The organism is Streptomyces sp. NPDC091292 (genome assembly GCF_044757265.1).
Classification (GTDB): Bacteria; Actinomycetota; Actinomycetes; order Streptomycetales; family Streptomycetaceae; genus Streptomyces.
This window is the reverse complement of record NZ_JBIVUQ010000008.1, coordinates 234,598-247,201: the sequence shown is the minus strand read 5'-3', so window position 1 is coordinate 247,201 and position 12,604 is coordinate 234,598. Positions and strand designations below refer to the sequence as shown.

The window sequence follows — 12,604 nt, the reverse complement described above, 5'->3', positions numbered from 1 at the left end:
GCCGATCGTATGCACCCGCTCCACCGACGCGACGGCATCTTCAGGCCAGGCCAGGTCCGCCCAGGTCCGGCTTTCAGATGATCAGGACCCGGCGCCCGCGCGCGTGGCCGGCCTGGCTGTCGACATGCGCCGCCGCGGCCTCGGCCAGCGTGTACGACTTCTCGACCGGGATCTGGAGTCTTCCGCGCGAGATGAGGTCGACGGCCTCGGCGAGCGCTTCCGGCACGCTCCCGGCCACGCCGGAGAATCGGACACCGAGCGCCGCCGCACCGAGATCGGCGATGGAGATCACCTTCTGCGGATCCCCGGTCAGCTCGACCAGCTCGGGTATCACACCCGAGCCGGCCAGGTCGAGAGCCGCGTCGACACGGCCGAGCTGCCGCACTCGCTCGACCCAGCCCTCGCCGTACGTCGTGGCGAGGGCGCCCAGGCCGCGCAGATAGCCCTGGTTCGCGGCCCCAGCCGTGCCGATCACCGTGATGCCGCGGTCGTGGGCGATCTGCAGCACCGCTGATCCGACTCCTCCGGACGCTCCGCTGACCAGCAGTGTCTGTCCGGGCCGCACGTCGACCTCGCGGATGATGCGCAGCGCCGTCTCCACCACGGAGGGGTACCCGGCCGCCTCTTCGAACGTCAGCCCCTCGGGCATACGGGCCCAGGCCGACAGCACGGCGAACTCGGCATAGGTGCTTGATCCTTCACCGAACACATGGTCGCCGGCCTCGACCCCCTGCACGCCCTCGCCGACCTCGTCCACCACCCCGGCGGCGTCCAGCCCGACTCCGGAGGGCAACTCGATCGGATGCGCCCCCAGGACCTGGCCTTCGCGGATCCTCCAGTCGACGGGATTCACGCCCACCGCCCGCACGGCGATGCGTACCTGACCGGGGCCCGCATGGGGTTCCTCGGCGTCCACGAGGCGCAGCACGTCCGGACCGCCGAACTCGGCGAAGCTCACTTTCTTCATGTGACAGACCGTAACACTAACGGTTAGTGTTTAAAAACGGTTCGGGTTTTGTACCTGGTAGTGTCAGATCATGACCGTGCCGACCGGGCGCCGTGAGCGCAAGAAAGCCGCGACCCGCCAGAAGATCGCCGACACCGCCCTGCGGCTCTTCCTGGAGCGCGGCTTCGACGCGGTGGGCATCCGTGACGTGGCCGCCGAGGCCGACGTGGCCGTCACCACGGTCTTCTCCCACTTCGCCTCGAAAGAGGCCTTGGTGTTCGAGCGGGACGAAGACTTCGAGCTACGCCTCGCGCGGGCGGTCGCGGGCCGGGCGGATGAGCCGCTCATCCCGGCGCTGCGCCGCGAGGTCCAGGCCCTGGTGCGACATTGCACGGCGGACAGCGCCACCCCGATCTGGCGCATGATCGACGCCTCACCCGCCCTGCGGGAGTACGAGGAGTCGATGAGGCTGCGCCACGCGGAGGCACTGGCGACGGCCATCGCCGCCGATCCCGCCCTGTCGCAGACCGCCACGGCCTGCCGGGCCATCGCCAGATTCGTGATCGACGCCTATGCGCTGGCCCGTGAGGCGGCCGATCCGCAGACCGCGCTCGACGAGATCTTCCGGATGATCGAGGCGGCATGGGCCGTCACCCCTCCCCCCGAAAGCCCCGAAAGCCCCGAAAGCCCCGGAAGCCCCGCCGGCGCAGCCGGACCGTAGCCGGCTTCGGGGGCGGCCCGGCACCCGGCACGGGTGAGAGGCAGGCCCCGGCCTGAGCCGGGACACGATAGATGGAACCAGCGTGGTGTGGTGACCTGGCGGTCTTGATTCTGCGGGACACGCTTGTTGGAACCATCTGGTCACGCTTCTTGCAACCTGCGGCGGTCTGTTCGGCAGGGCCTGGCCTGAGGGCCTGCGCGGCTCGGCGCCTCGCGCGCCGGCGACGGCGGCGGTACGGAGGTGGGCGCCTCGTGCGGTCGCAGCCGCACGAGGCTGCCCGGGTGCTTCAGTTGAGAGTCGTGCCTCAGCGGAAAGCGGCGATGTTGCGGGCGACCCAGCCGTTGAAGGGGTGCGGGGCACGGCCGAGGACTCGTTCCACATCCGGGCTGATCCGCAGTTCGGCCGGGTTCGGGGCGGAGATGATGTCCAGGGTGTCGTCGGCGAGTTCCATCGGCACGAACTCCGTCATCGCGGCTTTGGCCTCACTGCGGGTGAGTTCGTGAAACCGCACGGGCGAGCCGAGCGCGGCGGCGATCTCCTCCGCCTGCTGACGCGGCGTGATGACCTCTGGCCCGGTCAACTCGTACACCCCGCCGGTGTGCCGGTCGTCCAGCAGGCAGGCCGCCGCGACCTCGGCGATGTCCGCCGGGTCGACGACCGGCACCCCCACGTCGCCGAAGGGCGCGGCGACCATCCCTTGCGTGCGGACGGACTCCGCCCAGGCCAAGGCGTTGGAGGCGAAACCGCCCGGTCGCAGTACGGCCCAGTCCAGGCCGGACTCCCGCAACGCGTCCTCCACCGTGCGCATCGCGACCCGCGACGGGCCGAGCGGCCTGGTCGCCACGCCCTGCGAAGACAGCAGGACGACCCGGCGAACCCCGCTGGCCGCAGCCAGGCCGATGATGTCGGTCGGCCTGGCTGTGGGGGCGTGAAGGTCGCCGGACAGCAAGAGGAACAGAGCCTTTGCCCCGTCCAACATGGGTGCGAGGCCAGTCGGCTCGGCCAGGTCGGCCGCCACATGCCGGACTCCGTCCGGCATCGCCACCGCCCGCCGTGACACCGCCGTCACCTGCTCACCCGCCTCCGCCAGGGCCTGCGTCAAAGGTCGGCCCACATTGCCGGTAGCTCCGGTCACCACGATCATCTTCAGCTCCTAGTCCGTTGTGCGCTGCGGTAATTGACGCTAGGAGCCAGGCTTACTTTTCGTAAGAACATACCCAGAGGTAAGCTCCAGACATGAGGGAAGGTATGCAGGTGGAGCCAGCCGAGGCGGGCAATGGGTATGAGGTGTTTCACACCGACTGCCCCGCGCGTGACATGGTCGATCACGTGACCAGCAGGTGGGGTGTCTGGGTGCTCATCTCCTTGCGAAGCAACGATCTTCGGTTCTACGAGCTGCGCGACACCATCCGGGGCATCAGCGAGAAGATGCTCGCTCAGACCCTGCGCGCGCTGGTCCAGGACGGCCTGGTCTGGCGGAAGGTGGAGCCGACGACGCCGCCCCAGGTCACCTACGGGCTGACCGAGTTCGGTCAGGACATCGGCGAGCCGCTGAGGGACTTGTTCAACCGGATCACACAACGGCTACCGCCGCGAAGCGCGGGATAGTGGGTCAGGGGTCGGTCTCGAAGGCGAATCCAGCGTGACCTGGTCACATGGGTGACAGTCGTCGTGCACCTGGCCTCGATCCTGTCCTCCTCCCGCCTCCGCCAACTCAAGCGCTCACCCGCCACCTGAAGCGCTCAGTCACAGCCGGTCTGCGGTCCCACCCGGCGGCATTGCATAAACGTGCATAGATGCGTATAGTCATGCCCTCCAGGAGGAGGATTCATGGTGGTGCGTGTCGCGGTGGCGGGGGCCAGTGGGTATGCCGGTGGGGAGGTGCTGCGGCTGCTCGTGGGGCATCCCGGGGTCGAGATCGGGGCGCTGACCGGGAACTCCAACGCCGGACAGCGGCTGGGCGCACTGCAACCGCAGCTGCTCCCGCTCGCCGACCGCGTCCTCGCGGAGACCACCCCCGACGCCCTCGCCGGGCACGACGTCGTCTTCCTCGCACTGCCGCACGGCGCGTCCGCCGCCGTCGCCGAACAGCTCGGCCCCGATGTCCTCGTCATCGACATGGGCGCGGACTTCCGGCTGCGGGACGCCGCCGACTGGGAGCGGTTCTACGGATCGCCGCACGCGGGGACCTGGCCCTACGGCCTGCCCGAACTGCCGGGTGGCCGCGGTGCGCTGGAGGGGTCCAAGCGCATCGCGGTGCCCGGCTGCTACCCCACGGCCGTCTCGCTCGCCCTGTTCCCCGCGTACGCCGCCGGTCTGCTCGAACCCGAAGCGGTGATCGTCGCCGCCTCCGGCACCTCCGGCGCCGGCAAGGCCCCCAAGACGCACCTCCTCGGCAGCGAGGTCATGGGCTCCGTGTCCCCGTACGGTGTCGGCGGCGGGCACCGGCACACGCCCGAGATGATCCAGAACCTCAGCGCGGCGGCCGGCGAACCCGTCACCGTCTCGTTCACGCCGACGCTCGTCCCGATGTCCCGCGGCATCCTCGCCACCTGCAGTGCGCGGCCGAAGCCGGGTACCACCGCCGAGTCCGTCCGCGCCGCGTACGAGAAGGCGTTCGCCGACGAACCCTTCGTCCATCTGCTGCCCGAGGGGCAGTGGCCCGCCACCGCGTCCGTGTACGGCTCCAACGCCGTACAGATCCAGGTCGCGTACGACGCCGCCGCGCACCGCGTGATCGCGATCAGCGCCATCGACAACCTCACCAAGGGCACCGCGGGCGGTGCCGTCCAGAGCATGAACATCGCCCTGGGAATCGAAGAGACCACCGGACTTTCCACGATCGGAGTCGCACCGTGAGTGTCACCGCTGCCAAGGGCTTCACCGCCTCGGGCATCGCCGCCGGGATCAAGCAGAACGGCAATCCGGACCTGGCCCTCGTCGTCAACACCGGGCCCCGCCTGAGCGCCGCGGGCGTCTTCACCTCCAACCGCGTCAAGGCCGCCCCGGTCCTCTGGTCCGAGCAGGTGCTCAAGGGCGGCCAGGTCTCCGCCGTGGTCCTCAACTCCGGTGGCGCCAACGCCTGTACGGGACCTCAGGGCTTCCAGGACACCCACGCCACCGCCGAGAAGGTCGCCGCGACGCTCGGCCACAGCGCCGGTGAGGTCGCCGTCGCCTCGACCGGGCTCATCGGCCTGCTGCTGCCCATGGACAAGCTGCTGCCGGGCGTCGAGACCGCCGCCGCCCAGCTCAGCGAGCACGGCGGCGAGAAGGCCGCCATCGCCATCAAGACCACCGACACCGTCCACAAGACGTCCGTCGTCACCCGCGACGGCTGGACCGTCGGCGGCATGGCCAAGGGCGCGGGCATGCTCGCCCCCGGCCTCGCCACCATGCTGGTCGTCCTCACCACCGACGCCGACCTCGAAGCGCCGGCCCTCGACAAGGCGCTGCGCGCCGCCACCCGGGTCACCTTCGACCGCGTCGACTCCGACGGCTGCATGTCCACCAACGACACCGTGCTGCTGCTCGCCTCCGGCGCGTCCGGCATCACCCCCGACCAGGACGCGTTCGCCGAGGCCGTACGGCAGGTCTGCGACGACCTCGGCCGCCAGCTCATCGGCGACGCGGAGGGCGCGAGCAAGGACATCCGGATCGACGTGATCAACGCGGCGACCGAGGACGACGCCGTACTCGTGGGCCGCTCCATCGCCCGTAACAACCTCCTCAAGTGCGCCCTGCACGGCGAGGACCCGAACTGGGGCCGGGTGCTGTCCGCCATCGGCACCACGTCCGCCGCCTTCGCACCCGACGAGCTGAACGTCGCCATCAACGGCGTCTGGGTCTGCAAGAACGGCGGCGTCGGCGAGGACCGCGACCTGGTCGACATGCGCTACCGCGAGGTCGTCATCACCGCCGACCTCGCCGCCGGCTCCGAGACCGCGACGATCTGGACCAACGACCTCACCGCCGACTACGTCCACGAGAACAGCGCGTACTCGTCATGAGCACCCGCAAGCACACCGCGCTCCCCAAGGCGCAGATCCTCATCGAGGCGCTGCCCTGGCTGACCCGGCACCACGGCAAGACCGTCGTCGTGAAGTTCGGCGGCAACGCCATGATCGACGACGACCTCAAGGCCGCCTTCGCGCAGGACGTCGTGTTCCTGCGCCACGCGGGCCTCAAGCCGGTCGTCGTGCACGGCGGCGGCCCCCAGATCAGCGCCCAGCTCGACCGGCACGGCCTGGTCAGCGAGTTCAAGGCGGGCCTGCGCGTCACCACACCCGAGGCGATGGACGTCGTACGGATGGTCCTCGCCGGACAGGTCCAGCGGGAACTGGTCGGGCTGCTCAACCAGCACGGCCCCTTCGCCGTCGGCCTCACCGGCGAGGACGCCCACACCATCACCGCCGTCCGGCACCGCCCCGAGATCGACGGCGAACGGATCGACATCGGCCGCGTCGGCGAGATCACCCGGATAGACACCGGCGCGATCACCGCTCTCCTCGACGACGGCCGGATCCCCGTCGTCTCGTCCATCGCCCGCTCCGGCGACGACGGACACATCTACAACGTCAACGCCGACACGGCCGCCGCGGCCCTCGCCGCCGCCCTGAACGCCGAGACACTGATGGTCCTCACCGACGTCGAGGGCCTCTACGAGGACTGGCCCAGCAGCGACGAGGTCATCAGCAGACTCACCGCGAGCCAACTGGAGAAGCTGCTGCCCGAGCTGGCCAGCGGCATGGTCCCGAAGATGGAGGGCTGTCTGCACGCCGTACGGGGCGGCGTCCGCACGGCCCGCGTCATCGATGGGCGGGTCCAGCACTCGATCCTGCTGGAGATCTTCACCGACGAGGGCATCGGCACGATGGTCGTGCCGGACGAGGAGGGGGACGCATGACCGCCAACGACAACCTCACCCGGCGCTGGCAGGGCTCGCTCATGGACAACTACGGCACGCCGAGGCTGCCGCTGGTCCGCGGCGAGGGCACCCGGGTGTGGGACGCCGACGGCACCGGATACCTCGACTTCGTCGGCGGGATCGCCGTGAACGCGCTCGGGCACGCGCACCCCGCGGTCGTCCGGGCCGTGAGCGAGCAGATCGCCTCGCTCGGCCATGTGTCGAACCTGTTCGTCGCCGAACCGCCCGTCGCCCTCGCCGAACGCCTGCTCCAGCTCTTCGGGCGCGAAGGACGCGTGTACTTCTGCAACTCCGGCGGCGAAGCCAACGAGGGCGCCTTCAAGATCGGACGGCTGACCGGACGCCCCCACATGGTCGCCACCGAGGGCGCCTTCCACGGCCGCACCATGGGCGCCCTCGCCCTCACCGGCCAGCCCGGCAAGCAGGAACCTTTCCGCCCGCTGCCCGGCGACGTCACCCACGTCCCGTACGGCGACGCCGACGCCCTGCGGGCCGCCGTCACCGAGGACACCGCACTGGTGATCATCGAGCCGGTCCAGGGTGAGAACGGCGTCGTCGTGCCCCCGGCCGGCTACCTCAGGGCGGCCCGCGAGATCACCCGCGCCACCGGCACCCTGCTCGTCCTGGACGAGGTGCAGACCGGGATCGGCCGCACCGGGCACTGGTTCGCCCACCAGGCCCACGAGGGCGTCGAGCCCGATGTCGTCACACTCGCGAAGGCTCTCGGCGGCGGTCTGCCGCTCGCCGCGACCGTCGCCTTCGGCCCGGCGGCCGACCTGCTGAAGCCGGGCCAGCACGGTACGACGTTCGGCGGCAACCCGGTCGCGTGCGCCGCCGGACTCGCCGTACTCGACACCGTCGCGGCCGACGGACTCCTGGAGAACACCAAGCGGACAAGTGAGCGGCTGCGGGACGGAATCGAGTCCCTGGGGCATCCGCTGATCAGCCATGTCCGGGGCGCGGGCCTCCTGCTGGGTATCGTGCTCACCGGACCGCTCGCACCGCAGGCGCAGCGCGCGGCCCAGGACGCCGGCTTCCTCGTCAACGCGCCCGCACCCGATGTCGTACGGCTGATGCCGCCGCTGAACGTCCGCGACGACGAGGTGGACGCGTTCCTGGGGGCCCTGCCCGGCGTTCTCGACGCAGCCCACGGGGACGGACGAGCCGGAGAATGAAACGAAGATGAACCAGGCGCAGCAGGACAACGAGCACGCGGGCCCCGCCGTGCCGCAGACCCGCACCGCACGCCACCGCCGGATCGTGGACATCCTCAACCGGCAGCCGGTCCGCTCCCAGAGCCAGCTCGCGAAGCTCCTCGCCGACGACGGGCTGAACGTCACCCAGGCGACGCTCTCCCGCGACCTGGACGAGCTGAACGCGGTCAAGATCCGCAACAACGACGGCGACCTCATCTACGCGGTCCCGAGCGAGGGCGGATTCCGCACCCCGCGCGCACCGCTGGGGGAGTCGGCGAAGGAGGAGCGGATGCGGCGGCTCTCCGGGGAGCTGCTGATCTCGGCGGAGGCGTCGGCGAACCTCGTTGTCCTGCGGACGCCGCCCGGCGCCGCCCAGTTCCTCGCATCGGCCATCGACCAGGCCGAACTCCACGACATCCTGGGCACGATCGCGGGTGACGATACGTTGCTGCTGATCAGCAGGGAGGCTACGGGGGGTCAGGCGCTGGCGGACCATCTGCTGGGGCTCGCGCAGAAGGCGCACTGAAGGCGGTAGGCGGGTCGCCGAAGCTAATACCGGGTCAGGGCCGTCTCCCCGGACTCCGTTCCGATCGCGATGTGCGGTGCGCGGTCCGGGTGGGCCCAGGTCAGGATGCGGCGCATCGCCTCGTGCGGGACCGACACACAGCCCGCCGTCGCGCCCTCACCGTTGACGTGGAGGAAGATGCCGGCGCCCCTGCCCCGAACCGGACGGTCGTAGTTGAAGCCGATGACCAGGGCGTGCGCGTACTGGGCCGCGTAGGTGACGAGGTGTTCCGACTCGGTGGCCCGGCAGTCCGCCGGGCGCGGTTCGGTCCAGCGGTTGTAGGAGCGCGAGTCGTTGTCCTGGCACCACCAGGACGTCTCGCGGACCGGCCGGTACGGGGTCGCCGTCCCGTCGGGCGGGGGCTCGATGCCGAAGGCGAACGGCAGGTCGTACAGCCCGGTCGGTGTCGTATTGGTGCCCTGCTGGCGGGAGCCGCCCTCGGTGAGGCCCTTGGCGCCGAAGCGGGCCTGCGCCGAACCGGCCGCGACCCACTGTCCGTCGCGCAGATCCCACCAGGTGACCGTCCCGGTCGTGGAGTCCGTGCGCTCGGCCTGAGCGGTGATCAGCTGGCTGCCGCCACCGGTGTCCGCCATCCGCGCGGGCAGCGGTCCGGGGCCGCCGCCGGACGCGGGACCGGACGCGGCGCCGGGCGGGGCGGCGCCCAGGGTGAGCAGGGCGGCGGACAGGATCGCGGTGACACCGAGGCGCATGCCTCAGAACGTACGGCCCGGCAGCGGCAACGGCAGCCCGGGTAGGCCGTCCAGGCTCGTCGCCACGTGGTCCTTCTTCTCGAAGTAGGCGCTCAGTGAGGTGTCGTCCTCGCGCGCGAAGCGCTTGCCGTGCAGGTCGCGGTCCTCCTCGTACGCCATGAACGGCACCGCGTACCCACAGGTGTCGCGGATGAGGTCGGCGGTGACCACGATGACGGCGCGCAGTCCGTGCGGGGTGGGGTCGATGCCGGGGAAGTGCCCGACCAGCTCGGGGAAGCGGGGGTCGTCGCGGAAGACGGGCTCGCCCCGGCCGTGCACCCGGACGATGTTCGGCGGGCCCTGGAAGGCGCACCACATGAGGGTGATCCTGCCGTTCTCCCGGAGGTGCGCGATCGTCTCCGCATTGCTCCCCGCGAAGTCGAGGTACGCCACCGTGTGCGCGTCGAGCACCGCGAACGAGCCGCTGAGGCCCTTGGGCGAGAGATTGACGGTGCCGTCGCCGGACAGGGGCGCCGTCGCCGTGAAGAAGACGGGCTGCGCCTCGATGAACGTACGGAGGCGGCCGTCGATGCGTTCATAAGTCTTTCCCATGTCCACCGATTATCGAGCGATGTCGTTCGAATGTCTAATGGTTTGCGCGCCTAAGTATCTGCCCCTGGTGTGCCCGCCCGGCATCCGTCCGGGCGCGCCCGACGGGGCGGATTGACGAATCATGCAGGGCAGTGCATACTCATGCATATCAGCGAATGCACTTGTGAGGAGAAACCCGTGACCGAGCGCGTCGTACTCGCCTACTCGGGAGGCCTGGACACCTCCGTCGCCATCGGCTGGATCGCCGAGGAGACGGGCGCCGAGGTCATCGCCGTCGCCGTGGACGTCGGCCAGGGCGGCGAGGACCTGGACGTCATCCGCAAGCGCGCGCTCGCCTGCGGCGCCGTCGAGGCCGAGGTCGCGGACGCGAAGGACGAGTTCGCCGAGGAGTACTGCCTCCCGGCGATCAAGGCCAACGCCCTCTATATGGACCGCTATCCGCTGGTGTCCGCGCTGTCCCGCCCGACCATCGTCAAGCACCTGGTCGCCGCCGCGCGGAAGCACGGCGCGTCGACCGTCGCCCACGGCTGCACCGGCAAGGGCAACGACCAGGTCCGTTTCGAGGCCGGCATCGCCTCCCTCGCGCCCGACCTCAAGTGCATCGCCCCGGTCCGTGACTACGCGATGACACGGGACAAGGCGATCGCCTTCTGCGAGGAGAAGAACCTCCCGATCGCGACCACCAAGAAGTCCCCGTACTCCATCGACCAGAACGTTTTCGGACGCGCCGTCGAGACGGGCTTCCTGGAGGACATCTGGAACGCGCCGATCGAGGACATCTACGAGTACACGCAGAACCCGGCCGTCCCGCGCGAGGCCGACGAGGTCGTCATCTCCTTCAAGGAGGGCGTCCCGGTCGCCGTCGACGGCAGGCCGGTCACCGTGCTCCAGGCGATCCAGCAGCTCAACGAGCGCGCGGGCGCCCAGGGCATCGGCCGGATCGACATGGTCGAGGACCGCCTCGTCGGCATCAAGTCCCGCGAGGTGTACGAGGCGCCGGGCGCCATCGCGCTGATCACCGCCCACCAGGAGCTGGAGAACGTCACCGTCGAGCGTGAACTCGCCCGCTACAAGCGGCAGGTCGAGCAGCGCTGGGGCGAGCTGGTCTACGACGGCCTCTGGTTCTCGCCGCTCAAGCGCGCCCTGGACGGCTTCGTCAACGAGGCGAACCAGCATGTCACCGGCGACATCCGGATGACCCTCAGCGGCGGACGCGCCGTCGTCACCGGCCGCAAGTCCGAGCAGTCGCTGTACGACTTCAACCTCGCCACCTACGACTCGGGCGACACCTTCGACCAGTCCAAGGCCCAGGGCTTCATCGACATCTTCGGCCTGTCCTCGAAGATCGCCGCCAAGCGGGACCTCGCGTAACCGGATCCGACGTAACCGGATCAGCCGATAGCGTTTCCCCGCCTCCCCGCCCCGTGCGCCCACGCCTCGTGCGTCCGCGCCCGGCGGGGAGGCGGTCGCACATCAACTGCCGTGAGGAGCAGAGCACGTGAGCAGCAACAGCGGTGACGTCCGGCTGTGGGGTGGCCGGTTCGCCGACGGCCCCGCCGAGGCCCTGGCGAAACTCTCCGCCTCCGTCCACTTCGACTGGCGCCTCGCGCCGTACGACATCGCCGGATCGCGTGCCCACGCGCGCGTGCTGCACAAGGCCGGCCTGCTCACCGCCGACGAACTGGAGCGGATGCTCGCCGGACTCGACCGGCTCGAAGCGGACGTCGCCGACGGCTCCTTCACCGGGACCATCGCCGACGAGGACGTGCACACCGCCCTGGAGCGCGGCCTCCTGGAGCGGCTCGGCCCCGACCTCGGCGGCAAGCTGCGCGCGGGCCGCTCCCGCAACGACCAGGTCGCCACCCTCTTCCGGATGTATCTGCGCGACCACGCGCGCGTGATCGGCGGTCTGATCGCCGACCTCCAGGAAGCCCTGGTCTCCCTCGCCGACGCGCACCCGGACGTCGCCATGCCGGGCCGCACCCACCTCCAGCACGCCCAGCCCGTGCTGTTCGCGCACCATGTGCTCGCCCATGTGCAGGCGCTCTCCCGGGACGCCGAGCGGCTGCGCCAGTGGGACGAGCGGACCGCCGTGTCCCCGTACGGCTCCGGCGCGCTCGCCGGGTCCTCGCTCGGCCTCGACCCCGAGGCCGTCGCCCGTGACCTCGGCTTCGAGCACGGCTCGTCCGGCAACTCCATCGACGGCACCGCGTCGCGCGACTTCGCCGCCGAGTTCGCGTTCATCACGGCGATGATCGGCGTCGATCTCTCCCGGATCGCCGAGGAGGTCATCATCTGGAACACGAAGGAGTTCTCCTTCGTCACCCTGCACGACGCCTTCTCCACCGGCTCGTCGATCATGCCGCAGAAGAAGAACCCGGACATCGCCGAGCTGGCGCGCGGCAAGAGCGGCCGGCTCATCGGCAACCTCACGGGCCTGCTCGCCACCCTGAAGGCCCTCCCGCTCGCGTACAACCGCGACCTCCAGGAGGACAAGGAGCCCGTCTTCGACTCCTGCGACCAACTGGAGGTCCTGCTGCCCGCGTTCACCGGCATGATGGCGACGCTCACCGTGCATCGGGAGCGCATGGCGGAGCTGGCGCCCGCCGGCTTCTCGCTCGCCACCGACATCGCCGAGTGGCTGGTCAAGCAGGGCGTCCCGTTCCGCGTCGCGCACGAGGTCGCCGGCGAGTGCGTGAAGGAGTGCGAGGCGCAGGGCATCGAGCTGGACCAGCTCACGGACGAGCAGTTCGCGAAGATCTCCCCGCATCTGACGCCCGAGGTCCGGACGGTCCTCGACGTGCCGGGCGCGCTGGCATCGCGCGACGGGCGGGGCGGTACGGCGCCGTCGGCGGTCGCGGTGCAGCTCACCGAGGTCCGGGCCGACCTCGCCGTCCAGCGGACGTGGGCGGACGCCCGGCAGCAGGTCTCCGGGCGGCAGGCTTCCTGAC

At 70.4% G+C, this 12,604-nt stretch carries 13 protein-coding genes; 9 read left to right on the top strand and 4 right to left on the bottom strand.

Annotated features, from left to right (window positions below):
* Positions 1-73 precede the first annotated feature (73 nt).
* Positions 74-967 carry an NADP-dependent oxidoreductase gene (locus tag ACIQNU_RS23355; protein WP_401369542.1) on the bottom strand — a complete coding sequence of 298 codons (894 nt, stop codon included), beginning with the start codon at positions 965-967 and terminating at the stop codon, positions 74-76.
* A 70-nt stretch (positions 968-1,037) separates the two neighbouring features.
* Between ACIQNU_RS23355 and ACIQNU_RS23350 the strand changes: the two genes are divergently transcribed.
* Positions 1,038-1,667 (top strand): TetR/AcrR family transcriptional regulator, encoded by a 630-nt coding sequence (locus ACIQNU_RS23350; RefSeq protein WP_401369539.1) that lies wholly within the window; start codon positions 1,038-1,040, stop codon positions 1,665-1,667.
* Positions 1,668-1,971: 304 nt separating this feature from the next.
* Here ACIQNU_RS23350 and ACIQNU_RS23345 read toward each other — a convergent pair whose 3' ends face one another.
* On the bottom strand, positions 1,972-2,811 hold the full coding sequence (locus ACIQNU_RS23345) for an SDR family oxidoreductase (protein WP_401369536.1): 840 nt from the start codon (positions 2,809-2,811) through the stop codon (positions 1,972-1,974).
* 92 nt (positions 2,812-2,903) lie between these two features.
* Between ACIQNU_RS23345 and ACIQNU_RS23340 the strand changes: the two genes are divergently transcribed.
* The 6 genes from ACIQNU_RS23340 to ACIQNU_RS23315 all read left to right on the top strand — a co-directional run bounded on the left by ACIQNU_RS23340 (position 2,904) and on the right by ACIQNU_RS23315 (position 8,313).
* Entirely contained in the window at positions 2,904-3,275 is a 372-nt protein-coding gene (locus ACIQNU_RS23340) for a winged helix-turn-helix transcriptional regulator (protein ID WP_401369533.1), read from the top strand.
* Positions 3,276-3,497: 222 nt separating this feature from the next.
* Positions 3,498-4,526, top strand: a complete 1,029-nt coding sequence (gene argC, locus ACIQNU_RS23335; RefSeq protein ID WP_401369530.1) for an N-acetyl-gamma-glutamyl-phosphate reductase — start codon at positions 3,498-3,500, stop codon at positions 4,524-4,526.
* A complete protein-coding gene (argJ, locus tag ACIQNU_RS23330) occupies positions 4,523-5,674 on the top strand; it encodes a bifunctional glutamate N-acetyltransferase/amino-acid acetyltransferase ArgJ (protein WP_401369527.1) in 1,152 nt (383 codons plus the stop codon). Before argC ends, argJ begins: the two co-directional genes overlap by 4 nt.
* Complete coding sequence (argB, locus tag ACIQNU_RS23325; RefSeq protein WP_401369526.1) at positions 5,671-6,570, top strand: acetylglutamate kinase; 900 nt, start codon at positions 5,671-5,673, stop codon at positions 6,568-6,570. The genes argJ and argB overlap by 4 nt, the downstream gene beginning before the upstream one ends.
* The gene (locus ACIQNU_RS23320; RefSeq protein WP_401369523.1) at positions 6,567-7,766 is read left to right on the top strand and encodes an acetylornithine transaminase; all 1,200 of its coding nucleotides are present in this window, start codon (positions 6,567-6,569) and stop codon (positions 7,764-7,766) included. Before argB ends, ACIQNU_RS23320 begins: the two co-directional genes overlap by 4 nt.
* 7 nt (positions 7,767-7,773) lie before the next feature.
* A complete protein-coding gene (locus ACIQNU_RS23315; RefSeq protein ID WP_401369521.1) occupies positions 7,774-8,313 on the top strand; it encodes an arginine repressor in 540 nt (179 codons plus the stop codon).
* A 23-nt stretch (positions 8,314-8,336) separates the two neighbouring features.
* Here ACIQNU_RS23315 and ACIQNU_RS23310 read toward each other — a convergent pair whose 3' ends face one another.
* Both ACIQNU_RS23310 and ACIQNU_RS23305 read right to left on the bottom strand, forming a co-directional pair.
* A complete protein-coding gene (locus ACIQNU_RS23310) occupies positions 8,337-9,062 on the bottom strand; it encodes a L,D-transpeptidase (RefSeq protein ID WP_401369518.1) in 726 nt (241 codons plus the stop codon).
* Between the two features lie 3 nt (positions 9,063-9,065).
* Complete coding sequence (locus ACIQNU_RS23305) at positions 9,066-9,653, bottom strand: pyridoxamine 5'-phosphate oxidase family protein (RefSeq protein WP_401369515.1); 588 nt, start codon at positions 9,651-9,653, stop codon at positions 9,066-9,068.
* A gap of 177 nt (positions 9,654-9,830) precedes the next feature.
* Here ACIQNU_RS23305 and ACIQNU_RS23300 point away from each other — a divergent pair, with 177 nt between their 5' ends.
* Positions 9,831-11,024: an argininosuccinate synthase gene (locus ACIQNU_RS23300; RefSeq protein WP_401369509.1), complete on the top strand. Its 1,194-nt coding sequence runs from the start codon at positions 9,831-9,833 to the stop codon at positions 11,022-11,024.
* 127 nt (positions 11,025-11,151) lie between these two features.
* Positions 11,152-12,603, top strand: a complete 1,452-nt coding sequence (gene argH, locus ACIQNU_RS23295) for an argininosuccinate lyase (protein ID WP_401369506.1) — start codon at positions 11,152-11,154, stop codon at positions 12,601-12,603.
* Position 12,604: the final 1 nt, after the last annotated feature.